Annotated in this window: 21 protein-coding genes; 11 read left to right on the top strand and 10 right to left on the bottom strand. The window is 63.4% G+C overall.

What is annotated here, in order from left to right; translation table 11 throughout:
• Positions 1 to 573 carry a flavin reductase family protein gene (locus RQH14_RS13035; protein WP_311213639.1) on the top strand — a complete coding sequence of 191 codons (573 nt, stop codon included), beginning with the start codon at positions 1 to 3 and terminating at the stop codon, positions 571 to 573.
• 8 nt (positions 574 to 581) lie between these two features.
• On the opposite strand, the gene RQH14_RS13030 is transcribed toward RQH14_RS13035, so the two are convergent.
• From RQH14_RS13030 to RQH14_RS13020, 3 genes are all read right to left on the bottom strand, one after another.
• Positions 582 to 1,160 (bottom strand): adenylate kinase, encoded by a 579-nt coding sequence (locus tag RQH14_RS13030; RefSeq protein ID WP_311213638.1) that lies wholly within the window; start codon positions 1,158 to 1,160, stop codon positions 582 to 584.
• A gap of 102 nt (positions 1,161 to 1,262) precedes the next feature.
• Positions 1,263 to 1,751, bottom strand: coding sequence for an SRPBCC domain-containing protein (locus tag RQH14_RS13025; protein ID WP_311213637.1), 489 nt, complete (start codon positions 1,749 to 1,751; stop codon positions 1,263 to 1,265).
• Positions 1,748 to 2,113: a metalloregulator ArsR/SmtB family transcription factor gene (locus RQH14_RS13020; RefSeq protein ID WP_311213636.1), complete on the bottom strand. Its 366-nt coding sequence runs from the start codon at positions 2,111 to 2,113 to the stop codon at positions 1,748 to 1,750. Before RQH14_RS13020 ends, RQH14_RS13025 begins: the two co-directional genes overlap by 4 nt.
• Before the next feature lie 149 nt (positions 2,114 to 2,262).
• Between RQH14_RS13020 and RQH14_RS13015 the strand changes: the two genes are divergently transcribed.
• Positions 2,263 to 4,935 carry a Tat pathway signal sequence domain protein gene (locus tag RQH14_RS13015; protein ID WP_311213635.1) on the top strand — a complete coding sequence of 891 codons (2,673 nt, stop codon included), beginning with the start codon at positions 2,263 to 2,265 and terminating at the stop codon, positions 4,933 to 4,935.
• Positions 4,936 to 5,042: 107 nt separating this feature from the next.
• Here RQH14_RS13015 and RQH14_RS13010 read toward each other — a convergent pair whose 3' ends face one another.
• A complete protein-coding gene (locus RQH14_RS13010) occupies positions 5,043 to 5,921 on the bottom strand; it encodes a MurR/RpiR family transcriptional regulator (protein WP_311213634.1) in 879 nt (292 codons plus the stop codon).
• A 108-nt stretch (positions 5,922 to 6,029) separates the two neighbouring features.
• Here RQH14_RS13010 and RQH14_RS13005 point away from each other — a divergent pair, with 108 nt between their 5' ends.
• The 4 genes from RQH14_RS13005 to RQH14_RS12990 all read left to right on the top strand — a co-directional run bounded on the left by RQH14_RS13005 (position 6,030) and on the right by RQH14_RS12990 (position 9,890).
• Complete coding sequence (locus RQH14_RS13005) at positions 6,030 to 7,418, top strand: MFS transporter (protein ID WP_311213633.1); 1,389 nt, start codon at positions 6,030 to 6,032, stop codon at positions 7,416 to 7,418.
• Positions 7,415 to 7,936 carry a GAF domain-containing protein gene (locus RQH14_RS13000; protein ID WP_311213632.1) on the top strand — a complete coding sequence of 174 codons (522 nt, stop codon included), beginning with the start codon at positions 7,415 to 7,417 and terminating at the stop codon, positions 7,934 to 7,936. The genes RQH14_RS13005 and RQH14_RS13000 overlap by 4 nt, the downstream gene beginning before the upstream one ends.
• A complete protein-coding gene (locus RQH14_RS12995; RefSeq protein WP_311213631.1) occupies positions 7,937 to 9,169 on the top strand; it encodes an amidohydrolase family protein in 1,233 nt (410 codons plus the stop codon).
• A 91-nt stretch (positions 9,170 to 9,260) separates the two neighbouring features.
• Positions 9,261 to 9,890, top strand: a complete 630-nt coding sequence (locus RQH14_RS12990; RefSeq protein ID WP_311213630.1) for an SRPBCC family protein — start codon at positions 9,261 to 9,263, stop codon at positions 9,888 to 9,890.
• Positions 9,891 to 9,976: 86 nt separating this feature from the next.
• Here the strand turns inward: RQH14_RS12990 and RQH14_RS12985 are convergent, their stop codons facing one another.
• Positions 9,977 to 12,010: a rhamnogalacturonan lyase gene (locus RQH14_RS12985; protein WP_311213629.1), complete on the bottom strand. Its 2,034-nt coding sequence runs from the start codon at positions 12,008 to 12,010 to the stop codon at positions 9,977 to 9,979.
• 368 nt (positions 12,011 to 12,378) lie between these two features.
• Between RQH14_RS12985 and RQH14_RS12980 the strand changes: the two genes are divergently transcribed.
• Both RQH14_RS12980 and RQH14_RS12975 read left to right on the top strand, forming a co-directional pair.
• Positions 12,379 to 13,527: an LLM class flavin-dependent oxidoreductase gene (locus RQH14_RS12980; RefSeq protein WP_311213628.1), complete on the top strand. Its 1,149-nt coding sequence runs from the start codon at positions 12,379 to 12,381 to the stop codon at positions 13,525 to 13,527.
• A 41-nt stretch (positions 13,528 to 13,568) separates the two neighbouring features.
• Positions 13,569 to 13,973, top strand: a complete 405-nt coding sequence (locus tag RQH14_RS12975) for a rhodanese-like domain-containing protein (RefSeq protein WP_311213627.1) — start codon at positions 13,569 to 13,571, stop codon at positions 13,971 to 13,973.
• Here the strand turns inward: RQH14_RS12975 and RQH14_RS12970 are convergent.
• The 4 genes from RQH14_RS12970 to RQH14_RS12955 form a co-directional block, all read right to left on the bottom strand.
• The gene (locus RQH14_RS12970; RefSeq protein ID WP_311213626.1) at positions 13,970 to 15,478 is read right to left on the bottom strand and encodes an MFS transporter; all 1,509 of its coding nucleotides are present in this window, start codon (positions 15,476 to 15,478) and stop codon (positions 13,970 to 13,972) included. The genes RQH14_RS12975 and RQH14_RS12970 overlap by 4 nt on opposite strands.
• An 89-nt stretch (positions 15,479 to 15,567) precedes the next feature.
• On the bottom strand, positions 15,568 to 16,728 hold the full coding sequence (locus tag RQH14_RS12965; RefSeq protein WP_311213625.1) for an LLM class flavin-dependent oxidoreductase: 1,161 nt from the start codon (positions 16,726 to 16,728) through the stop codon (positions 15,568 to 15,570).
• A gap of 23 nt (positions 16,729 to 16,751) precedes the next feature.
• On the bottom strand, positions 16,752 to 17,411 hold the full coding sequence (locus RQH14_RS12960) for a methionine ABC transporter permease (RefSeq protein WP_311213624.1): 660 nt from the start codon (positions 17,409 to 17,411) through the stop codon (positions 16,752 to 16,754).
• A gap of 2 nt (positions 17,412 to 17,413) precedes the next feature.
• Positions 17,414 to 18,532: a methionine ABC transporter ATP-binding protein gene (locus tag RQH14_RS12955; protein ID WP_311213623.1), complete on the bottom strand. Its 1,119-nt coding sequence runs from the start codon at positions 18,530 to 18,532 to the stop codon at positions 17,414 to 17,416.
• A 222-nt stretch (positions 18,533 to 18,754) separates the two neighbouring features.
• On the opposite strand from RQH14_RS12955, the gene RQH14_RS12950 reads away from it, so the two are divergent.
• From RQH14_RS12950 to RQH14_RS12940, 3 genes are read left to right on the top strand one after another with little or no spacing between them, the layout of a single operon-like run.
• The gene (locus RQH14_RS12950) at positions 18,755 to 19,639 is read left to right on the top strand and encodes a MetQ/NlpA family ABC transporter substrate-binding protein (protein ID WP_311213622.1); all 885 of its coding nucleotides are present in this window, start codon (positions 18,755 to 18,757) and stop codon (positions 19,637 to 19,639) included.
• A 57-nt stretch (positions 19,640 to 19,696) separates the two neighbouring features.
• A complete protein-coding gene (locus RQH14_RS12945; RefSeq protein WP_311213621.1) occupies positions 19,697 to 21,046 on the top strand; it encodes an LLM class flavin-dependent oxidoreductase in 1,350 nt (449 codons plus the stop codon).
• The gene (locus tag RQH14_RS12940) at positions 21,043 to 21,585 is read left to right on the top strand and encodes a GNAT family N-acetyltransferase (protein WP_311213620.1); all 543 of its coding nucleotides are present in this window, start codon (positions 21,043 to 21,045) and stop codon (positions 21,583 to 21,585) included. Before RQH14_RS12945 ends, RQH14_RS12940 begins: the two co-directional genes overlap by 4 nt.
• Here RQH14_RS12940 and RQH14_RS12935 read toward each other — a convergent pair.
• The gene (locus RQH14_RS12935) at positions 21,555 to 22,448 is read right to left on the bottom strand and encodes a helix-turn-helix transcriptional regulator (protein WP_311213619.1); all 894 of its coding nucleotides are present in this window, start codon (positions 22,446 to 22,448) and stop codon (positions 21,555 to 21,557) included. The genes RQH14_RS12940 and RQH14_RS12935 overlap by 31 nt on opposite strands.
• Between the last annotated feature and the right edge of the window lie 33 nt (positions 22,449 to 22,481).

Genomic DNA, 22,481 nt, shown 5'->3' with positions numbered 1-22,481 from the left:
ATGTTTCATGCCTACCCCCCAGACACCTGGCTGGGGGCTCCGAACCAAAGCTTCCCGTCCTCCCTCTCGGCCGACGAATTCAAAGCACTGTTCCGTGGCCACCCGGGAGGTGTCGCCGTCATCACGGCCGATGCCGGCGAAGGACCGGTGGCACTGACCGTATCGTCGGTCGTGTCAGTGAGCGCGGAACCTCCCTTGCTGATTTTCTCGGTCTCGGCACTGTCCTCAGCGTCGGAGGTGCTTTCGCGCGCCGAAACCGTCGTGGTGCACCTGCTGGACGCGCACGACGTCCACTTGGCGAAGTTTGGAGCGACCCCCGGCGCCGACCGCTTTGACCAGACGCACCGCTGGTCGGCCCTTGCAACCGGCGAAGCGGTGTATGAGGATGTCCGCGCCTGGGTGCGCTGCGCCGTCATCAATCGCATGGAGGTAGGGACCTCCACAATCATCGCCGTTCACGCCCTGGAGTCGCGCGTGATGCGTGACGTCCCGGCGGGAGAACCCGGCGACGCTCTGGTCTACCACAACCGTTCGTGGCACCGTCTGGGCGAGCATTCCAAGCTTGAAGGCTAAGCGACCGGCTAAGCCGCCAGCGCCCTTTCGACGGCGGTAATCGCGGCCGTTGTGATGGTTTCCCGATCTCCGGATCCGTCCACGGTTAACAGAATCCCGCGCTTCGAATAGGCCGTCAGAACTGGCTGGGTCTCGTCCCGGTACAGCTCCAACCGGCGCTGGATCACGGCTTCGGTGTCATCAGTGCGGCCTTGCTCTTGAGCACGGCGGAGCATACGGGCCAGCAACTCGCTGTCCGAGGCCGTGAGCGCCAGGACAACTTCCAAGGGCTGTCCCCGAACCGCGAGCATCTCGTCCAGAGCTCCGATCTGAATCACCGTTCGCGGGTAGCCGTCCAACAGAAACCCCTCGGCAGCATCGGCTTCTTCCATGCGCTGCTTGAGCATGTCCGTAGTGACGTGGTCCGGCACAAACTCACCCCGGTCCATGAAGTCGCCGGCTTCCAGGCCGAGGTCCGTCTTGTCCCGGACATGGGCGCGGAAAAGGTCGCCCGTGGAAATCGCGGGAATCCCGAAATGCCTCGCAAGGTGCTCCGCCTGCGTGCCTTTGCCGGAACCTGGAGGGCCCATGATGATCAGTCGCGCCATGTCACTGGTCCGTTTCAAGAGGGGGCCGGGACTTAAACCATACGCCGACGACGGCGGGAGGCACCCGCCGTCGTCGGCTTCTTTTTGCGTGAGGTTCAGTTCTTAGGCGTTGGCAAGCACGGCATCGATCTGTCCGATCGCCTCCCGCATTCCTTCATCCATGCCCATCTCGGCCATCTTCTGCATCTGTTCTTCGGATTCGAAGCTGGAGGTGATGGTCATTCGCGTGCGGTTGTCCACGGGCTCGAGCTTTACGGTGGCGTGGGTGATGCCCAAGTGGTCAACAGGCTCGCCTTGCTCGTCGGCGAAACCGTCGTCGAATTCCAAGTGGTCCGGGGCGTTGATGGCCGTGAACTTCCACCAACCACGGGCTTTGGTGCCGTCCGGGCCGGTCATGTAGTAGGCGGCCTTGCCCCCGGCGGTGAACTCGTGGGTCTCAAAGGTGGCCGGCCACGTGGGCGGACCCCACCAGCGTTCGAGCTGCCGGGGGTCTTCCCAGATCCTCCACACGCGCTTCACGTCGGCATCGAACTCGGCCACGATGGTGAAGCTCAGGGCCTCAGCATCCTTGTTTACGCTGACAACAGTCATGGCAGTTCCCTTTCGTCATCTTCAGCGAGTATGTCCGCGATCCGGCTGGCACGTTGCCGCCAGATCATTTCGAAGTGGTCCAACAGGTGCCGGGCTTTTTGCAGTCCATCATGGTTTCCCCGCACAATCTGCTCCCTCCCACGCTTCTCCTTGGTCACCAGGGAGGCCCGTTCCAAGACCGCGACATGCTTTTGCACGGCCGCGAAACTCATGGCGTAGAGCGCAGCCAACCCGGAGACGGAGTACTCCCCCGCCGTTACCCGGGCCACGATGTCCCGGCGGGTGGCGTCGGCAAGGGCCTGGAACAGGCGGTCGAGTTCTGCGTCGCCGGAGGGTTTTTTACTGAGCTGATCTACAACCATTTGGTTGTACGATACTCCCGGACGCACCAAGGTGTCAACGGGTTTGGTGACCAGAACCCGACCACCCCTTGCGGCCCCCGCATCGCGCGGGTAAGTTGTTGAAACGTCTCAAAGAAAGCGTTTTCCCAGACTCTTAGGTGGAATTGACCATGACTCAGCACGCCCCGATCACGTGGATCGATGGCGAACCGCCCGCCGGACTCAGCGGCGGCACGACGTGGGGAATGCCGTTCCAACGCGGCACCGTACAGGACGCGGCCGCACTCAAGGTTCTCGACTCCAGCGGCAGCATCGTCGACGCCCAAACCTGGCCCCTGGCCACCTGGCCAGATGGCTCGCTGAAGTGGTGCGGCCTTGCCCTGGGCGCAACGGAACAGCCGGCTGACACCTACTTCGTCACCCACTCGACCGAAGCGCACGACGGCGGCCCGGCAGCCGCCGTCGAACGCTCCACCGAGGTGACGGTCACCGAAGAAGAAGGAACCATCACCGTATCCACGGGCACACTGGACATGGTCCTGCACAGGAGTGGCGACTCTCTGTTCAGCGAGCTCCGCCGTGGCGGCATCGTGGTGGCCAAAGACGGCCGCCTGGTGAGCCTGCTGCAGTCCGGGCTGCCCGAAGGTACGGGTACCACTACCCGCACGGGCTTCACCGGCCACACCTCCAGCGTCACCGTGGAGCAGGCTGGTCCTGTCCGCGCGGTGGTCAAGGTGGAGGGCTCGCACCGCGCCGATGACGGCACCAAGGAATGGCTCCCGTTCACCGTCCGTTTCTACTTCTACGCGGGCGCCCGCAGCGTACGAATGATGCACTCGTTCATCTGGGACGGCGACGCTGAGCAGGATTTCCTCGCCGGCTTGGGCGTCGAGTTCACCGTGCCCTTGGAAAGCGAACTGCATGATCGCCATGTCCGGATCGCCGGGGCCGACAGCGGATTCCTGGTGGAGGCCGTCCGCGGGCTGACTGGGCTTCGGCGGGATCCGGGCGAGGAAGTACGCGCCGCGCAGATCGCCGGCCGGACCACCCCGCCCCTGAGTGAGTGGAGCCCGATGGTTTCCGAACGACTCCATCTCATCCCGAGCTGGAACGACTACACCCTCACGCAACTGACGGCGGACGGCTTTGACCTGCGCAAACGGACTGCTCCCGGCCACGGCTGGGTGGGGATTTCGGGCGGCACCAGGGCGGCCGGGTTCTGCTCGCTGAGCGACGCCCGTGGCGGCTTTGGTGTTGGCATCCGGGACTTCTGGCAGTCGCACCCGGGGCAGCTGGACATTCGCGGGGCAGCCACCAAGGAAGCGAAGGCCACCGCCTGGCTCTACTCCCCCGAAGCCCAGCCGATGGACCTCCGCTTCTATCACGACGGACTCGGTCAAGACACGTTCGAGGACCAGCTTGAGGGACTCGAAATCACGTATGAGGACTACGAGCCGGGCTTCGGCAATCCCACCGGCATTGCCCGCACACATGAGCTGACGTTGTTCGCCTACGACTCGACCCCCAGCACGGAGAATCTCGCCGCGGATGCCAAGGCGGCGTCCACCCCGCCGGTGTTGCAACCCTCGCCGGAGTACCTGCACGCGGCAGGCGTCTTTGGTGACTGGGCTCCGGTGGATCGCAGCACCCCGGCCCGGGCGGAGCTGGAAGACAAGCTGGACTTCCTGTTCGACTTCTACCAGGGCCAGACCGAACAGCGCCGCTGGTACGGATTCTGGAACTACGGCGACGTCATGCACACCTACGACACCGATCGGCACGTGTGGCGCTACGACGTGGGCGGCTACGCATGGGACAACTCCGAGCTTTCGCCCGATCTCTGGCTCTGGTACATGTACCTCCGGACCGGCCGCGCGGACGTCTTCCGCTACGCCGAGGCCATGACCCGCCACACCGGCGAGGTGGATGTCTACCACCTCGGTCCGTGGCGCGGCCTGGGTTCACGGCACAACGTCCAGCACTGGGGCTGCAGCGCAAAGCAACTGCGCATCAGCACTCCTGCCTACCGGCGCTTCTACTACTACCTGACCGCCGACGAACGCACCGGTGATCTCCTCACAGAACTGGTGGACAGCGACCAGAACTTCCTCGGCTTGGACCCCGTCCGCAAAGTCAGGCCCGACGCCGATACCTACCGACCGGACCGCGGCGCCTTGGGCGTCGGGCTGGGTACGGACTGGGGCTCCCTGGCCGCCACGTGGCTCACCGATTGGGAGCGCACAGGCAACCCGCGCTCACGGGATCGACTCCTGGGGACCATGGCAGACATCGGCGCCCTGAAGTACGGATTCCTCACCGGCGAAGCGCTGTACGACCTGGATGCGGGAAGGTTCGACGCCGGCAGGGAAGTCATCAGCGTTTCGCACCTGAGTGCAGTTTTCGGTTTGGTGGAAATCTGCAGCGAACTGATCAGCCTGGTGCCGGACAAGGACTTCGAGCAAGCCTGGATGCAGTATTGCCGGCTCTTCCTGGCCACCCCCGAGGAGCAGATCGCAGAGGTAGGGCAACCCTTGGCCGGTATCTACCTCACACAGGCGCACAGTCGGCTGACGGCCTATGCGGCGGCCCGGTTGGAGTCTCCGGAACTGGCGGAGTTGGCGTGGGAAAGCTTTGCCGAGGGCGGGGAGAACCTGAACCACGCCGAGGCTTTCACGCTCAAGAAGATCCTGCCGCCATACGTGCTTCAGCCGGTCGATGAAGCCCCCACGGTCTCTACCAACGACACCGCCCAGTTCGGCTTGGCCGTCATCCAGAACCTGGCCCTGATCGGTCACCACCTGCCGGCGGCGGCCGATGCGCCTCAGGAGGTCCCGGCGTCGTAATTTCCTCTGCTTCCTGACCTTCTTTGGCGCCGCCGAGGCCGGAAAGCAACCCAAAGGGGTTGTTTTGAGGTCCAGTTGAGCCCAAAGAGGGTCAGGAAGCCACAGCTCTAGGAACTGCTGCGCGGATGCATGATCCGCATTTGGTCCCAAGTCCGCTCCGAGGCGGCGATGTTCTGGTTGGAACGCTCGCGATCCAGGGAGGCAAGCTCGACGGCGATCGCCTGGACCGCGGCCACGGCACCTGTCAGGGACGGGAAGAAGCCGGCGCCTTCAGTGGGCACCACAATCCTGTGATCGGCATGCACTGCTACAGGTGATCCCGCGCTGTCGGTGATGGAAACGATGGGCGTGCCCAGGTTGTGCGCGATGTCCACTGCCCGCATGGTGCTGTCGTAGACCCGCCAGAGACTGATGGCAATGACCAGGTCCTCTGCACCGAGCCGTGCAATGGCATTGGTGAGGGCTGCGACGTCGGCATCGAGGAGCCGGACGTTGTAACCGGCAATGATCGCATTGTGCTCCAGTGCCTTGCCGGGGATGGCGTAACTGCCCGCGGCGACGATGAAAGTCTGCCGTGCATCTGCGATCGCCTTCGCAATATCATGAAGAGTGTTGGCGTCCAGGGTGCGCTCGAAATGCGCCAGGTTCGCCCTGTCGGTGGACACCGCTGCCTGTGCAGGACTACTGATGTGGCCGTTGTGTTCGGCCGCAACCTCCACTGCGCTCAGCGACGCAAGAAACCGTGAACGCAGCTCAAATTGAAAGTCTACCCACCCCTTGAATCCCAGTGTTTGCGCGGTTCTGGTCACGGTCGAGGCGTTCGAGGCGGCCACTGCGGCAATGTCGCTGACCGAGCCGTAGGAAGCAAGGCGGGGCTGGGATCGGAGGATGCCGATCACTTGCATTTGGCGTGCCGCGAGCTTCCGTCCCTGGACACGACTATCCAGCCACTCGGTCAACGTTGACGAGTCGAAATCTTCTTCCACCTATTGACCTACCTCACACTTTGGCCGTAACTTCGATACATCACTTCTGCACAGATCCGTGCATATTCCTAAAAATGTACAACTTGGCCCACTTTGGCAGGAATCACCATGTCACTCACAGCACGCCTTGATCGTCTGGCTCTCAGTCGACCACACTACAAGCTTCTCCTCATAGGAGGCCTCGGCTACTCCTTCGACGGCATGGACGGTGCCGTGGTGGCCTTCCTCCTCCCGCGTATCCAGGAACTATGGGGCCTCAGCACAGCCAGCCTCGGACTGGTGGGCTCAGCAGCCCCGTTCGGCTTCTTCTTCGGCGCGATCCTTGCCGGTTGGATGGGCGATCGCTTTGGCCGCAAGAAGGTCATGCTGTGGGCTCTGGCCTTCTACTGCCTCATGTCGGTAGTTGCTGCCATGGCTCCCAACTTCGAAATCTTCCTGATTGCACGGATCTTTGCAGGATTGGGCGCAGGCGCAGAAAGCGTGATCATCGCACCATTCCTGTCAGAGTTCATTCCCCCGAAGCGCCGCGGCTGGTTCATTGGAACCCTGGCCGGATTCTTCTCCTTTGGCTTCGTTGCTGCAGCACTGATCGGCCGCTTCGTTGTTCCCCTCGGCGAGGACGGCTGGCGCTGGGCGCAGGTCATCACCGCTGTTCCCATCCTTCTCCTGCTCTGGTGGCGTCGCAGCCTGCCCGAGTCCCCGCGCTTCCTTATCAGCCGGGGCCGCATCGCAGAGGCAACCGAAGTGGTGGACCGGTTTGAGCAGAGTGTAGTGAAAGCCACGGGCAAACCACTCCCGGCCCTGCCACCCGCAGAGGAAGAGATCACCAAGCACGAACAAAAGATCAGCATCTGGAACGCCCTGAAGTTCATGTGGTCCAAGGCCATGCGTCGCCGGACCGCCGTGATCTGGCTGATCTGGTTCGTCATCACGTTCTCCTACTACGGCTTCTTCTCCTGGATTCCCACCCTGCTGGTAGGTCGCGGCATCACCATCACCAAGAGCTTCGAGTTCTCCATCCTCATTTACCTGGCACAGATCCCCGGCTACTTCTCCGCTGCCTGGTTGTGTGACCGGATTGACCGCAAGAACACCATCGCCCTTTACTTGGCGGGATCCGCCATCAGCGCTTTCTGGCTGAGCCAGTCCAACGATTCCGGCATGATCCTGTTGGCCGCCGCAACGTTGTCCTTCTTCCTCAACGGCACCTACGCCGGCGTCTACGCCTACACTCCGGAACTCTTCCCCACATGGATGCGTGCCACGGGTGTTGGCCTGGCCAGCGCAGTAGGTCGCATCGGCAGCATCCTTGCACCGTCCATCATCGGCATCTTCGCCGCTTCCCTCGGCTTCGGCGGCGTGTTCACCATGACCACCGTGGTGCTGACCATCGGCGTCCTGGGCGTAGTCATCTTCGGCGCCTCCACAGCGGGCAAATCGCTGGAGAACATCAACGCCCGCGCCGAACATGACCCGGCAGCGGCAGGAAGCAAGTGAACACAGTGACCCCTCTGAACACGGACGAAGTTTTCCACCAGACGCTTGAGGCATTGCAGCAGGAACCGGGAGTCATTCTGTTCACCGCACTGCAGTGGATTCCGCAGCGTTCCAGCCTCAAGCGGCTCTACACCAGCCATCCGGCTGAGTACCCGGTGGGTGGCGAGAAGACAGTGGAAATATCCCCCGGCTGGCTGGGGACGGTCATCGAGGACAAGGAGCCGTTCATTGCCGCAGACCTGGCCGCGCTCCGGAACGTCTTCACCGATTCCGGCCTCATCCAGCAACTCGGCTGCGGCGCCGTGATCAATGTTCCGGTCCTAGACCAGAGCAGCAACGTCGTGGGCGTCCTCGCCCTCCTGGACGCCGAAGGCAAGTACACGCAGCAGAGTGTGGAAACCGCCGTCGACGTGGTCAACTCCAACCGCGCCTCCCTTGTCCGGGCCTTTGAAGCCCACCCCGCCGAAGTCCCAGAAATCCCAGAAATCCCCGATGCACCTGCGAAGGACACCGTTTAAATGAGCACCACCCCAGAAAGCACGCCCCTGGTCATCCGCAACGCCAACGTCCTGGACGTTGCGGCCGGCACCTACTCAACTGCCGACGTCGTCAGCGTCGATGGGAAGTTCAGCAGCGTTGAACCGAATGCCGAGGCACCGTCCGGTGCCCGGGTCATCGATGGCACCGGCAAGTTCGTGATCCCCGGCCTGATCGATGCCCACGTCCACGTGGTGGCGTCCAGTGCGGACTTCCGTTCACTGACGTATACGCCGCCGTCCTATGTCTATGCGCAGACCGCCCGCATCATGGGCGCCATGCTGCGCCGCGGCTTCACCACGGTCCGCGACCTGTCCGGCGCCGACTTCGGGCTGGCCATGGCACAGGAGGAAGGCCTGTTGGAGGGGCCAAAGATCCACTTCTGCGGCCACGCCCTGAGCCAAACGGGCGGCCACGGGGACATGCGCCTGCCGGGCGAGGACCACGATCCCAATGGCCGTGGATGCTGCGGCATCGGCCGGGTGGCCGATGGCGTTGACGCGGTCCGCGCTGCTGCCCGCGACGAGATCCGCAAGGGTGCCCACCACATCAAGATCATGGCATCGGGCGGCGTCTCCTCCCCCACCGACCGCATCGACTCCACGCAGTACTCCATGGAAGAAATGCGGGCCGCGGTGGAAGAAGCCCAGGCCGCCAACCGCTACGTCGCGGCCCACGCGTACACCGCCAAAGCCATCAACCGCGCCTTGGAAGCCGGCGTCCGCTCGATCGAACACGGCAACCTCCTGGACGACCAAAGCCTCAACCTGTTCCTCGAAATGGACGCATTCCTGGTCCCCACGCTGGTCACGTACTGGGCGCTGAAGGAAGAGGGAAAGGACTTCGGGCTCACCGAGGAAATGTGGGCCAAGGTGGATTCCGTCCTCACCAGCGGGCTCGAAGCGATCGCCCGCGCCCACGAGGCCGGCGTAAAAATGGCCTTCGGCTCGGACCTCCTGGGTGGCATGCACCGCCACCAGAACGAACAGTTCAGGCTGTTGGGTAAGGTTCAGCCCGCGATTGACGCCATCCGCTCGGCAACCACGACGGCGGCCGAACTGCTTGAGCGCGAAGGGGAAATCGGCGTGATCGCACCTGGCGCTGACGCCGACCTCCTGGTGCTCGACGCCGATCCGGTGGCGGATATCGCTGTGTTGGCCGACATCACCGAGCATCTGGAGTACCTCGTCCAGAATGGCCGGGTCATCGACTGACCTTGTTCCTTCGAGGTCTGTATTAACGCTTCAAAAGGCCCGATACTATAAGTATGCTGATCAATATCGACCTGAGGAGGAGGCGTACATCATGACCACGAAAGTAAACAAGACAATCATGGTCAACGTTCCGATCAGTACGGCTTACTGGCAGTGGACACAGTTCGAGGAATTTCCGCACTTCATGGGCGGCGTTGAACGCGTAACGCGACTCGGTGACGACCGCTTGGAATGGGTCGCGGAAATCGCGGGCGTCCACCGGAAGTGGGAAGCGAAGATCGTCCAGCAGGATGTCAACCGGGCCGTGGCCTGGGCCGCTGTCGAGGGTGTCAAGAACGCAGGATGGGTGGAGTTCAAGGAAGCAGGCCCCAGCCAGACATCACTTCACCTATCCCTGGAGTACGAACCCCACGGCGTCCTCGAATTTTTGGGGGACAAATTGCATGTTGTTGAAAGGCAGGCTGAGTCCGACTTGAAGAAGTTCAAGGAGTACATCGAGAAGCAGGCACCGGCCACCGGGACAGCCGCGGCCCCCGCAGCGCCCACCACCCCGATCGTTGACCCCGTCACCCACCCGTTCGACCAAACGAACGGCCTGGCCAACGTTGACGGTGACTCCGATGGGACTGCCGACAGCGACACCCTCAGTGCAGCTGAACGGAAGAGACGGGACGACAACCCTCCGGGCTTCATTCCCCCTCCGCCGAGCGCGCTGCCCTAGGGCGAATCAGTCTTAGGCGAACCGTCTTAACGGAAGTACCGCCCGGGTCACCTCGACCCGGGCGGTACTTTTGGTTCTACGGTCGGTTACTTCTTGGCGCCGGTGTAGACGACGGCGGGAATCGCCGGAGCCTGCATACCCTCACCGATGAAGAAGCTGGGGTGCGGCGGCTGGTTGTAAGCAACGTTCTCGCGGGCAACAGCTGTCCGGTACACGGTGTCATGCATCAGCGTCCGCAGCCGGACCTCCGTGGGAGCCGTGGTGGTGTAGACCCGGAGCTCTGTGCTGTCGGTGGACGGCCAGGCGATTTCTTCGCGCCAGTCACCCAGGATGTCTGCCTGGATGGACGGATTGCCCTTGGTGGTGTTGTTGCTGCGGGCACCGTCAGCGGTCAGGAGTCGGTCACTTGTCTCCGTTTCCCAGTTCCACTTGGAGATGGTGGGTACGCCGCGGGACACCGTGGCATCGTAGTCATGGTCCACGATTTCGCGGAGCAGGTCGCCATCCCACCAGGCCAGGAAGTTGGCGGCCGGGATCTTCTCGGCAATCAACTCACCGTTGGCGGACATGAGCTGGCCCACCGGTGAATCCCACGCCGCAGAACCGCCGATGGCCCACCCTTCGGCGCCGGCATAACGGGGATCGATGTCGCCTGCTGCGCCACGTCCGGTGTCCTTGATGGCCGGGATGCTCCACAGCACCTCGCCAGTGGCGGCATCACGGAAGGTTGCGCCGCGATTGCCGCTCTGGCTCATGCTTTCGTGGACGGCAAAGGTTTCCAGTCCGGGCCGTGACGGGTCCAGGTCGCCGGTGTGGATGGCATCGCCGTGGCCCAGCTTGGTGTTGTACAGCGGCTGGCCATTGTCGTCGATGGTCATGGAGCCGAAGACGAACTCGTCCTTGCCATCCTGATCGACGTCGGCCACCGAGAGGTTGTGGTTTCCCTGCCCCTTGTACTGATCGCCGGCGAGGTTTGAATCGAAGGTCCAGCGCTTCACGAGCTTGCCGTTGACGAGGTCGTACGTGACCAGGACTGTCCGGGTGTAGTAGCCGCGGCTGAACATCATGGAGGGGTGCTCGCCGTCCAGGTAAGCCACGCCGGCCAGGAAACGGTCCACCCGGTTGCCGTAGTTGTCGCCCCACCCGGTGACCGCGCCGCGCTCGGGTTCATAGGTCACGGTGTCCATGATGGTGCCGGTTTCACCCTTGAAGACGGTAAGGAATTCCGGACCGGACAGGACGTACCCGGCGGCGTTGCGGAAGTCGGCGTCGGCATTGCCGATCACCGTACCTGCCGCATCCTTGGTGCCATCGGCGGTCTTGAGGGAGACCTCAGCCTTGCCGTCGCCGTCGAAGTCATAGGCCAGGACCTGCGTGTAGTGCGCGCCGGCGCGGATGTTGCGGCCAAGGTCGATCCGCCACAGCTTGGTGCCGTCCAGCTTGTAGGCGTCCACGTAGACGTTGCCCGTGTAGCCGGACTGGGAGTTGTCCTTGGCGTTGGACGGCGACCACGTCTGGATGACCTCGTACTTGCCGTCGCCGTCGAGGTCCGCCACGGTGGCGTCGTTGGCGGAGTAGGTGTAGGCCTTGCCGTCCGGCGTGACGCCATCGGCAGGCTTGTCCAGCTTAATGGCCAGATAATTCTGGGCCAGCGGTTTCACGGCTTCGGTCAGCTTGTCCTGGCCCTGTCCGTTGCCAACGGTTTTGATGACGTAACTCGACTCCGCCGTGCCGCCCGCGTCCACGAACATGGTGGCGTTGCGGAGGGGCTCCGGGGTGATGTTGACGCCGTCGCGCAGGACCTGGAAGCCGATGCTGTCCTTGTCCAGGCCCAGCATGCGCCAACTCACCGTGACGCCTTGGTCGGTCAGGACGGCCACCGGGGCGCGGTCCAGGTTTTCCACCTGGCGTTTCAGCGAGGCCGGGTCCTTCGCGGCAGGCACGACGCCGGGAAGGTTGGCTTGCGCTGCCTGCGGAACTTGGGCAGGGGCTGCTTGCGCGAGCGGAACACCCGTCAGTGCGATGGCGGCGGCAGCGAGGGAAGCGGAGGCGGCCAAAGGGACTGCCTTCCACGCACTGCCACGGGCGGAACGGTAGGAACATTTCGAAGGGTAAACCAAAGAATATCTCCTTTGATGCTGGGCGGCAGGGGATCTGCGCGCCAATGTTGGAACGTTTCACTCACGCAGCCCCGCTTAGCCTGCTTGAGGGCAAAGTGAAGGGAACTGGACGAGAAAACGCTTTCCGCCAACAAGGTTTACCAGCGCTTCAACGGCCCGGTCAAGGGTTTGACAGGAAATGACTGTGAGACTTCGGTGCAATTTGTTCGAATTTGTCCCTGCCCTTGCATGTCCGCAGCACCCTTTTGGCGCGCCTCCCCTGGCTCGCTTGTGACGGTCCGTTGCGCCGGATTTCGCTGGATTTAGCCCGGTTGAGCGGGGTGACGGATGGGCTTTGGCCTTCCCCGGCGCGTCCGTAGTGTCGTTCCATGCCGAAGCCTTCAGTTACTCCTCTGTCCGTCCTTGACCTGACTCCGGTCTCCGCTGGGCAGACCCCCGGCGATGCCCTGCGCAGCACGCTCGCCCTCGCCGGTACTGCTGAAGCTGCCGGATACTCGCGGTATTGGCTGGCTGAGCATCACTTGAACACGGGGGTTGCAGGTTCCGCGCCTCACATTCTGGCCGGTCTGGTGGCGTCAGCCACCAGCACCATTCGCGTCGGAACCGCCGCCACCCTGCTGGGGAACTACCGGCCACTTCAGATCGCTGAAAGCATCGGAACCCTCGCCGCCGTCTTCCCTGACCGGCTGGACCTGGGCTTTGGACGCTCCGGCCCGCCGAAGTCGCCCAGCGAACCGGCTCCTGGCGTCGTACCACCCGCCGGCCCAGCTGACGCCGAGCCTGCCGACCGTGTCATCGACGGCCTCCTGGTCCCCGCGCCGCGGCCCATTTTCGGAGCTGTGCTGCCCCGCAAGTTCCGGCTGCAGGGCGAATTACTGGGCCGTTTCCCCGGAGATACGGACAACTTCGAGAACGACATCCAGGACATCATCGGCTTCTTCACCGGCGAGTACCGCACCAAACACGGCGAGGAAGTCACCGCCACACCAGCCCTGGGACAGAAACCGCAGTTCTGGATCCACGGCTCAACAGCCGGGCCCAGCGCACGTTTGGCCGGCAAGCTGGGACTCCCCTTCGGTGCCAACTACCACGTGGCACCGGCCGGCGTGCTGGACGCCATCGCTGAGTACCGCTCCCATTTCACGCCGTCCGAATCACTGCAGGAACCAAAGGTGATCGTCTCAGCGGATGTCCTGGTTGCCCCCGACGAACGGCAAGCCCATCGTCTGGCCCGCGGCTACGAACACTGGGTGCACGGCATCCGCAGCGGCCACGGCGCCATCCCCTACCCCTCGCCGGACGATGCACTGGAAGTGTCCTTGGACGCCGAGGCCGCTGATCTGGTCAAAGACCGCCTGGACACCAGGTTCGTTGGCGATCCCCACCACGTCCGCGAAGGACTCCGCACCCTGCAACGCGTCACCGGAGCCCAGGAACTGCTCATCACCACCATTGCCCACGACCCCGCCGACCGTGAGAACTCCTACCAGTTGCTCGCCGAGGCCTGGGGCCTTTAGCCTTTTCCGATTTTCCAACCACCACCAACAGAGGGAGCACCATGACCATCGAGACCACCGTCCAGGATGCAGTAGAGCAGGACACCCAACTGATCACCGCCGAACAAGCGGCCCGACTCATCGAGGAAGGCGCCCTGCTGATCGACGTCCGCAGCGAAGGCGGCCGCGCCAGCACCGGAGCAGTACCCGGTGCAGTGATCGTGAACCGGGAGCACGTGGAGGAAGACTTCAGCACGGAATCCGAACACCGTCTGGCCCAGGTCAGCGGAACGGACCAGAAGATCGTTGTGTTCTGCGGCTCTGTGAACGGTTCACGTCCCGTCGCGCAGAAACTCAAAGTCCTGGGCTACGCCAACGCCGTCCACGTGGACGGCGGATTCCCGGCCCTCCGCGACGCCGGCATCCCCACCACCGGGCCCACCGCGCCGCCGGCTCCCACCGCTTAGGCGTCCACCGGTTCGGTGACCTCCGGGCGTCGGGCTCCTGCCGCCGTCGTACTTTCCTTTGCGGATCGCACGACGGCGACAGTTGCGTTTCGCCGGTCCCGCACCTCGCGCAGCCAGTCGAGTCCGCCCGCGAGTATGGCGACACCCAGCAAAATGCAGCACATGACGATGCCCTGGTGGAAGGCGTCCTTGGAGGCTTTCCCTGTGGCCGATCCGTGCGCCTGCAGGAACATTCCGGCTGCCGCGGCTGAGCAGAGTGCCGCCGCAAAGCGCTGGCTGAGTTGGTAGAAGCCTGCTGCCACGCCGGCGGAGCCCACGGGGGCGTGCGCGAGGGTGAGTGTCTGGTTCGGCGCGACTACCAGGCCGGTGGCTACGCCTTGGAGAAGACCGACGGCGGCCACCGCAAGTGCCGCCGACCCGCCGTCGAGTCCTTGCACAAAAATGTCCTTGGCAACCAGGCAGGCAAGGCTGCCGAGCAGCGCGAAAACGATCCCGGCGCGACCGAACCGCGCCACGAAGCGCCAACTGGAACTGGAGGCCAACAGCATCCCGGCTGCTTGCGGCGCGAGGATGGACGCGGCCGCCAACGGAGCCATTCCGGTCCCGGCCAGGAAATAGAACGCCGTCACAGCAGCCATTCCGGCGCCCACGCCAAACTGGCAAAGCGCCACCACGGTACCCAAGGCGTAGCCCTTGGATTGTGCGAGTGCGGCACTGAGCAAGGGAGTCCGGCCACGCCGGTGGTAGAGAACTTCCCAGCCCGCGAAGGCCAGCAGCATGCCTGCGCCTATCGCCAGGGAGGTGACGGCGATAATGCCGGCTCCGTAGATGGTGGGAATGAGTGAGGCAACCACCACCGCTCCCAACAACAGGGCGCCCAGGACGTCAATCGACGGTCTCCCGTTTCCTGGGTGCTTGCCGGAGGCCGGGCGTGGGAGGAGCCGGAAGGCAAGGGGGACCAGGATCAGCACCAGGGGAACGTTGGCGAGGAACAGAATCCGCCAGCCGATGGATGGGTCGCCGAGGGAAAGGACGAGTCCGCCGATCAGCGGCCCGCACACTGCCGCTGATCCACCGGCGGCGGCGTAGGCGCCGAGGGCTTTGGCGCGGTCGTGTCCGGAATAGATGTCCTGCAGGAGTCCCAGGACCTGCGGATTCAGGGTTCCCGCGCCCAGTCCCTGGAGGAGCCTGGCGATGATGACCAGCGACGGCTCCGTGGCCAGACCGGCCACCAGGCTGGAGGCCCCGAAAACGGCAATGCCTGCGATAAAGAGGGTTCTCCTGCCCACAATGTCCCCTAGCCTTCCCGCCGGAACCAAGGCAACGCCAAAAGCCAGGGAGTAGCTCGCCAGGATCCACTGCACCGAACCTGAATCGGCGTGAAGCGAGGCGGACATCGCGGGAACCGCCAGCACGAACATTGATTGGTCCAGCAGCGTGATGAATCCTGCACCCAGGCAAAGCCAAAGGGCGGATCGTTCAGCGTGATTTCCATGGCTTCTCATAGCGTTCCTTCCTGACCTGCTTTGCCGCCCTGGATGCTCAAAAACAACCAAAAGGGTTTGATATGTGTGAGTGTGACGCTGAAAGTGGGTCAGGAAGGCACACCCAGGACGCGTGCCCGGGCTGCGGCATGGCCAGCCCGCAGCTCCCCGGCACTTCTCCCCTGCTCCCGATGCGTCACTTCCTGCTTCAGCTGCGGAATGACATGCTGCCCGAACTCGAGGGCATCCGGGACGAAGTCGTAGCCGCGAAGGCCGAAGATCTCGAAGCCGAGCTGATGGTAGTCAAGGATCGCCTGGGTGACGGTGTCGTAGGAGCCCACCAACGCCGTCGCGCTTCCTCCACCGCCACCCGCCGCCTTCGCGAGCGCAGTCCACAGGGCACGATCGTGGAGGTCCCCGCGTTCCGCTGCTGCGAGGAGCCGCTGGGTGCCGGTAGCTTCCGGTTTCTGGTTGTAATGCCGGACAGGATCAATCACCTCGCCGCCAGACCGCCGCTTCTCGAATGTTCCAAGGATGGCATGCGCTTTCTCCCACGCCAGCTCATCGGTTGCCGCGACTATCGGCCGGAAGGCGATCTGCCAGCGCAACGGTTCAACCCGCCCCAAAGCAGCAGCCCGTGAAAGGATCTGCTCCTGCTGCGAAGCGGCATCGGCAAGGGGTTCACCGAACAGTGCGTAGATGTCAGCCTCTGCAGCACCCACCTCCCATGCCGCCTCGGAGGAGCCGCCGAAGGAGATGCCCGGACGCTTGCCGGCAAAGGGCCCCACACCTGAAGCGAAATCCGAGAAACGGTAGTGCTCGCCGGACCAGTCGAATGACCCGCCGGACCATGCCCGCCGCACGATCTGCATGTACTCCTGGGTCCGTCCATACCGGGCATCCTTGGCCAGGAAGTCACCCTCACGGGCTTGGTCGGCTTGGCTCCCACCCGTGATGAAGTGCACGGTCAGCCTGCCTTGGGCAATGTGGTCCAACGTCAGGAAGGAGCGGGCGGCGAACGTCGGGTGGGAGACATTGGGCCGGTGTGCCAACCTCAGCTGGATCCGTTCGGTGTTCGCGGCCACCCACGCCGCATGGACGGAAGGATCCTGCGTGGTGGAGTTGTAGGCGAATAGGACGTGGTCCCAGTTGTTGTCCTCATGGATCCGCGCAATCCTGGCGGCGTACCCAGGGTCGAAAAAGGAAGTGGTGGCAGGGGACGTCTCGGTTGAGTCGTTGCCGGCACCCATGCCGAGGAACTCGATAGGCATTGAAATTTCTCCCTGAAAAAGAGCTAGCGGCGAAGGATGCGCTGGGCAAGGAAGTTGCCCAGCAACTGCGCGGCCTGCACCATGACGATGATGATCAGGACGGTCACCAAGGTGACTTCCCAGTTGAACTGTTGGTAGCCGTACATGATGGCGAAGTTGCCCAAGCCACCGCCGCCGATATACCCGGCCATCGCGGACATATCCACGATGGCGATGATCATGAAGGTGTAGCCCAGGATCAACGGCGCGAGTGACTCGGGAATCACCACGGACCACAAGATGTGCAGCCGGCTGTCGCCCATGGCCCTGGCGGCTTCCACCACGCCGGGATCTGAGGCCACGAGGTTCTGCTCCACCACGCGCCCAATCACGACGCCGGCCATCAGCGCCATGGGCAGGATCGCCGCCGTCGTTCCGATGGTGGTGCCCATGACGATCAGCGTCAGCGGAGCGATGGCGGTGATGAAGATGATGAACGGGATGGGCCGGATGATGTTGACCAGGAAGTTCAGGACCGAGAACACGGCCTTGTTGGCGAACAGGTTTCCCGGCCTGGTGGCGTAGAGCGTGACACCCAGCGCCAGGCCGGCAGCGCCGCTGAGGAGGACGGTGATGACCACCATGTAGATGGTCTGTTGGAAGGATTCGCCCAGGACGGGCAGGAGGGTTGTCCAGTCGGTCATGGCTATTCTCCGGCGTTCGCGGGGACGGGAAGCTGCGGTACGGCACGTTCGGCGGAGGCCGTCTGCCGCTCGACGGCGGTGACGTCGCCCAAGTCGGCGAGCGCGGCGTCGATCGCGGCCTCGCTTCCGGTGAGTTCGTAGGTGAGTGTGCCGAGGATCTTGTGCTGGATCTCGGTGACGCCGCCGAACACCACGCTGGAGCTGACGCCATGGCGTTCAAAGGTGGCCGCGACCAGCGGTGTAGGCGCCACCTCGGAAATGCCGATGGACACGAGCCTGCCCGGATGCGCTGCGGCCAGCCGGCTCACGGTGTCCGGTTCTGGGGTTCCGTGGACGGCTGTGGACACGAAGCGCTGGGTGGAGCTGCTTTGGGGGTCGGCGAACACGGAGTAGGTTAGTCCGGCTTCCACTACCCGGCCGGATTCCATCATCACCACGGTGTCGCAGATTTCCCGGACTACGTGCATTTCGTGGGTGATGACCACCACCGTGGTGCCGAGTTCCTTGTTGATCCGGCGAAGCAGGCGGAGGACGTCGCGGGTGGTTTCCGGGTCCAGGGCGCTGGTGGCTTCGTCGGCCAGGAGGATGTCCGGGGCGTTCGCCAGGGCACGGGCAATGCCCACGCGTTGCTGCTGCCCGCCGGAGAGACGCCGCGGGTAGGAGCTTGCTTTGTCAGCAATGCCGACGAACTCGAGCAGCTCATCTACGCGGGGTTTGACCTTTTCCTTGGGCCAGCCGGCCACTTTCAACGGATAGGCGACGTTCCCGTAGACAGTGCGGGATTTCAAAAGATTGAACTGCTGGAAGATCATGCCGATCCCGGCGCGGACTTTCCGCAGCTGGCCTTCGGGGAGCGAGGAAATGTCCTGTCCTTTGACCAGGACCTGGCCTTCGGTGGGACGTTCCAAACCGTTGAGAAGGCGGACAAGCGTGGATTTCCCGGCACCGGAATATCCCACGATCCCTACAACGGTGCCCTCTTCAATGTCCAGGGTGACATCGTCGACGGCTCGTACCGGCTCCGTGGGTCTGGTCCCGGTGCGTTTGCTCCCCTGGACGCGGTTGCCGCCTTGGACCGGGAACAGTTTGCTGACTCCGCGCAGGGAAACGATCGCGCTCACCGGGGGCCTCCTTCTGGGTTGTTTGGATCCCCATTCCAGCAGCGCCACAGCCCCCGCAGGGAACCCGGTGACCCCCTGTGACCTGCGGTTTCTTTCCTTGACGGTGCGCGTCGGAGTGTTGCGAAAGCGTTCGTTTCCCACCCTGGCAACTGCCTAGCGTGAGGCAGGGGGAACACCCCGTACCTTCCATTCGCATCATTACCCTTTGTACGGAGAAGCATCATGAAGAACCGCCTGTTAGTTGCCGCCGTCGGCTTGATCGCCGCCCTATCGCTCTCGGCATGCGGAGGTGCTTCAAGCGGTTCCGCGACGTCTGCGAACACCAAGGTGGTTATCGGCGTCGACGACGGTGCCGAGGAGCACTGGACCTTGCTGAAGAACAAGTTGAAGGACCAGGGCATCGACCTGGAGGTCAAGAACTTCACCGATGGCGCGCAGATCAACACGGCAACCCAGCAGGGGCAGGTGGATATCAACCTGTTCCAGCACTTGAAGTACTTGTCCCAGTTCAACGTCAACAGCAACGGCACGCTGGTTCCCGTGGGTGCGACGGCTGTGTACCCGCTGGCGTTGTACTCGGAGAAGTTCAAGTCCGTCGAGGAACTGCCCGCCGACGCTGAGGTTGCCATTCCGAACAACCCCACCAACCAGGCACGTGCCCTGCTGAACCTGCAGACCGCGGGTCTCCTGCAGCTCAAGGATGGCGGCAGCTCCCTGTCGACTCCTGCTGAGATCACCTCCAGCAAGATCAAGGTGGTCCCGGTGGACAGCAACCAGACGGTCAACGCCCTCAAGGGCACCACTGATGCTGCCGTGGTCAACAACACCCAAGCCCAAAAGGGCGGGCTCGGCGACGAGAAGATCATCTTCAAAGAGGACCTGAACTCGGAGTCCCTGGCGCCGTACATCAACGGCTTCGTCGTGAAGGCGGACCGCAAGGATGATCCCACGTGGAAGAAGATCGTGGATGCCTACCACTCCCCCGAGGTTGAAGCCTCAGTGACCAAGCTGAACGACGGCAATCTTCAGTTCAAGGCTGACTGGACAGCTGCCAAGTTGCAGGACGTCCTGACCGCTGAAGAAGAGGCCATCAAGAAGACCAAGTAGTTCTTTGCGGGGTGCCCGTCCAGGGCGGGTACCCCGCAGGATTTCAGGAACAGGCCAATGACCCAGACACTCACTCAAGAACGCCGGCAGATCCACTTCTTCGCCTATCTGGTGGGTACCGGCATCCATCTGGCGTCATGGCGCCACGAAACAGCATTTCCCCAGGCCAGCATTGACTTTGCGCACCAGGTGAAGCTCGCGAAAGCCGCCGAAGACGCCAAGTTTGATGCGATCTTCCTGGGCGACTCCCTCGCGATCAACGAGACGTCCAACCCGGGCATCCTCAATCGCTTCGATCCCATGGGGCTCATCACTGCACTCGGCGCTGTGACCGACAGGATCGGTCTGATCGCGACGTCCTCCACGTCGTACGACGAACCCTTCAACTTTGCCCGAGCAGCGCTGACAGCGGACCACATCAGCGGCGGACGCGTCGGTTGGAACATCGTCACCACCCGGGACCTGACCAACAGCACGGCCGGCAACTTCAGCGCCAGCCAGCACTTCGACCACAGCCTCCGCTACCAGCGCGCCCAGGAATTCGTGGAGGTAACCCAGGGGCTATGGAACTCCTGGGACCAGGACGCTTTCCTCCACGACAAGGACGGCGGCCTCTTCTTTCACCGCCACAAGCTCACCCGCCTGAACTACGAGGGCGAGTTTTTCAAGGTTGCCGGTCCTTTGAATATCGGGCCCTCACCACAGCACTCCCCTTTGCTGGCCCAGGCCGGCACGTCGGTTCCGGGGCAGCAGCTGGGAGCACGCTTCGCCAACGCTTTGTTCGCAAGCCACCCGGACATTCCCCAGGCACGCCAGTACCGGGAATCGATCCGGGCCCAAGCACAGGCGTTCGGGCGGAATCCCGACGAGCTGTACGTCTACCAAGCCATCTCGCCAGTGGTGGCGGACAGCCGTGAGGAAGCCCTGGACCGGATCCGGGAGCTGGACAACCTCATCACTCATCAGCAGGTGCTGGACTTCCTGCAGGAGTACTTCGCGGGTCAGCTCGATTTCACCGGGCTCGGAGCTGATGCCACGGTGGCCCAGTCCGGCATCCCCACCGTCGCCCAGCCCAGGACGGACTTCCGCTCCGCCGGGGAACAGATCGCCGGCCGCGAGGATGAGGTGACCCTCAAGGACCTGTACTCCATCCTCACCGGAGACAAAAGGAACCACGACTTCATCGGGACGCCGCAGCATGTTGCCGATTCGTTGGCGCGGTGGCACGCAGAGGGTGCGGCCGATGGCTTCAACCTCATGTTCTCCCTCCTTCCCCAGGACCTGGAACGCTTCGCCTCCGGCGTCATTCCGCTCCTTCAGGAACGCGGCCTCGCCCGCACCGAGTACTCAGGAACAACGCTGAAATCACACCTCGGACTCACTCCGGAGTGGAAAGGACAACCATGACCACCACCCAGACAGCTGCTGTTGGCACTTACGTCATCCGCGAGGCCCGGCGGGAAGAGTACGACGCCGTGGGGCGGCTGACGTACGAAGGTTTCGGGCATCATCTTCCCGGCGCGCATCAGCCCGACGAAGAGCGGCTCGGCCTGTTGCTGGACGCAACGGCGCGGGCCAACGAAGGAATCCTGCTGGTAGCCGAGGATGTGGAGACTGGACGTTTGGTGGGCACCGCGAGTCTCTTGCCTTTTGGCTCCCGCTTGAGCCGGCAGGCTGAAGAAGGCGAAGTGGAACTCAGGTTGCTCGCTGTTCTTCCGGAAGCCCGCCGCGCGGGTCTGGGTCAAAGGCTGCTCGATGAATCAGCCCGCATTGCCGGCATCCGTGGCGCCAAGCGCGTGGTGCTCGATACTGCCGTCGACAATGAAACCTCCCAGCGCCTCTATCGCCGCCTGGGCTACGTGCGGCGGCCGGAACGCGAGAACGAAAGGCCTGCGCCGAAGGTGCAGTTGGTGGTTTACACGCTGGACTTGCCGTCGGCGGTCTGAGGCGCTGACGTTGGAGAACCTTCGCTGGCCGACCAGCTGGCGAGTAATTTCAGGGACTCCTCAGCCGCCGAACCGGGCTCCGTACTGTAAACGATCAGCGACAACCCGGGGTCAGCTGGCAGTTCCATCGCTTCGAACTGCAACTCGATGTCTCCCACCACCGGGTGGTGGATGCGTTTGAGGCCGGTGCGGTGGTATTTGACATTGTGCGCTGCCCAACGGGTTCGGAAATCTTCGCTGCGCATGGACAGTTCGCCCACCAGGTCCGTCAGAGCGCGGTCATAGGGATTCCGGCCGGCTTCCGTGCGCAACACCGCCACAAGATCGTTGGCAGATTTCTCCCAGTCCAGGAAGAAATCCCGGGCGCGTGGGCTCAGGAACACAAAGCGGGCCACGTTCACCGGACGGACGGGGTCGAGAAAAAGCTCGGAGTACAGCGCGTAGCCCAGTTTGTTGGCAGCGAGGATGTCACGGCGGCCGTTCCGGACGTAGGCGGGCACGTCGGTCATGGCGTCCAGGATTCGCTGCACCGTGGGCCGGACCTGCTGTTCAGCGGGCCTCCGGCGCTGCTTCGACGCCGGTCCGGCAGCCCGGGCAAGGTCGAAAAGGTGGGCGTGTTCGGCGTCGTCCAATTGCAGTGCCCGTGAGAGAGCTTCCAGAACGCTCTCAGAGACGCCGCCCAAGTTTCCCCGTTCCAGCCGGATGTAGTAATCAACGCTCATCCCGCTCAGCAGGGCCACCTCCTCGCGGCGCAACCCGGGCACCCGCCTGTTGCCGCCGTAGGCCGGCAGCCCGGCTTGGTCGGGGCTGATCCGGGCCCTGCGCGTGGCAAGGAATTCGCGGATCTCGCTGCGGTTGTCCATGCTTCCAAGCGTAGGTTGCCGACCGCAGAACAG

It is taken from the genome of Arthrobacter sp. WCS2018Hpa-7 (assembly GCF_031843805.1).
Lineage (GTDB): Bacteria > Actinomycetota > Actinomycetes > Actinomycetales > Micrococcaceae > Arthrobacter.
This window is presented reverse-complemented; position numbering and strand designations above follow the sequence as displayed.

What these genes read in the sequence shown, in the direction of transcription:
- RQH14_RS13035 (WP_311213639.1), top strand. Translation starts at nt 1, where the DNA reads ATGTTTCATGCCTACCCCCCAGACACCTGGCTGGGGGCTCCGAACCAA.
- RQH14_RS13030 (WP_311213638.1), bottom strand. Translation starts at nt 1,160, where the DNA reads ATGGCGCGACTGATCATCATGGGCCCTCCAGGTTCCGGCAAAGGCACG.
- RQH14_RS13025 (WP_311213637.1), bottom strand. Translation starts at nt 1,751, where the DNA reads ATGACTGTTGTCAGCGTAAACAAGGATGCTGAGGCCCTGAGCTTCACC.
- RQH14_RS13020 (WP_311213636.1), bottom strand. Translation starts at nt 2,113, where the DNA reads ATGGTTGTAGATCAGCTCAGTAAAAAACCCTCCGGCGACGCAGAACTC.
- RQH14_RS13015 (WP_311213635.1), top strand. Translation starts at nt 2,263, where the DNA reads ATGACTCAGCACGCCCCGATCACGTGGATCGATGGCGAACCGCCCGCC.
- RQH14_RS13005 (WP_311213633.1), top strand. Translation starts at nt 6,030, where the DNA reads ATGTCACTCACAGCACGCCTTGATCGTCTGGCTCTCAGTCGACCACAC.
- RQH14_RS12995 (WP_311213631.1), top strand. Translation starts at nt 7,937, where the DNA reads ATGAGCACCACCCCAGAAAGCACGCCCCTGGTCATCCGCAACGCCAAC.
- RQH14_RS12990 (WP_311213630.1), top strand. Translation starts at nt 9,261, where the DNA reads ATGACCACGAAAGTAAACAAGACAATCATGGTCAACGTTCCGATCAGT.
- RQH14_RS12980 (WP_311213628.1), top strand. Translation starts at nt 12,379, where the DNA reads ATGCCGAAGCCTTCAGTTACTCCTCTGTCCGTCCTTGACCTGACTCCG.
- RQH14_RS12975 (WP_311213627.1), top strand. Translation starts at nt 13,569, where the DNA reads ATGACCATCGAGACCACCGTCCAGGATGCAGTAGAGCAGGACACCCAA.
- RQH14_RS12970 (WP_311213626.1), bottom strand. Translation starts at nt 15,478, where the DNA reads ATGAGAAGCCATGGAAATCACGCTGAACGATCCGCCCTTTGGCTTTGC.
- RQH14_RS12965 (WP_311213625.1), bottom strand. Translation starts at nt 16,728, where the DNA reads ATGCCTATCGAGTTCCTCGGCATGGGTGCCGGCAACGACTCAACCGAG.
- RQH14_RS12960 (WP_311213624.1), bottom strand. Translation starts at nt 17,411, where the DNA reads ATGACCGACTGGACAACCCTCCTGCCCGTCCTGGGCGAATCCTTCCAA.
- RQH14_RS12950 (WP_311213622.1), top strand. Translation starts at nt 18,755, where the DNA reads ATGAAGAACCGCCTGTTAGTTGCCGCCGTCGGCTTGATCGCCGCCCTA.
- RQH14_RS12945 (WP_311213621.1), top strand. Translation starts at nt 19,697, where the DNA reads ATGACCCAGACACTCACTCAAGAACGCCGGCAGATCCACTTCTTCGCC.
- RQH14_RS12940 (WP_311213620.1), top strand. Translation starts at nt 21,043, where the DNA reads ATGACCACCACCCAGACAGCTGCTGTTGGCACTTACGTCATCCGCGAG.
- RQH14_RS12935 (WP_311213619.1), bottom strand. Translation starts at nt 22,448, where the DNA reads ATGGACAACCGCAGCGAGATCCGCGAATTCCTTGCCACGCGCAGGGCC.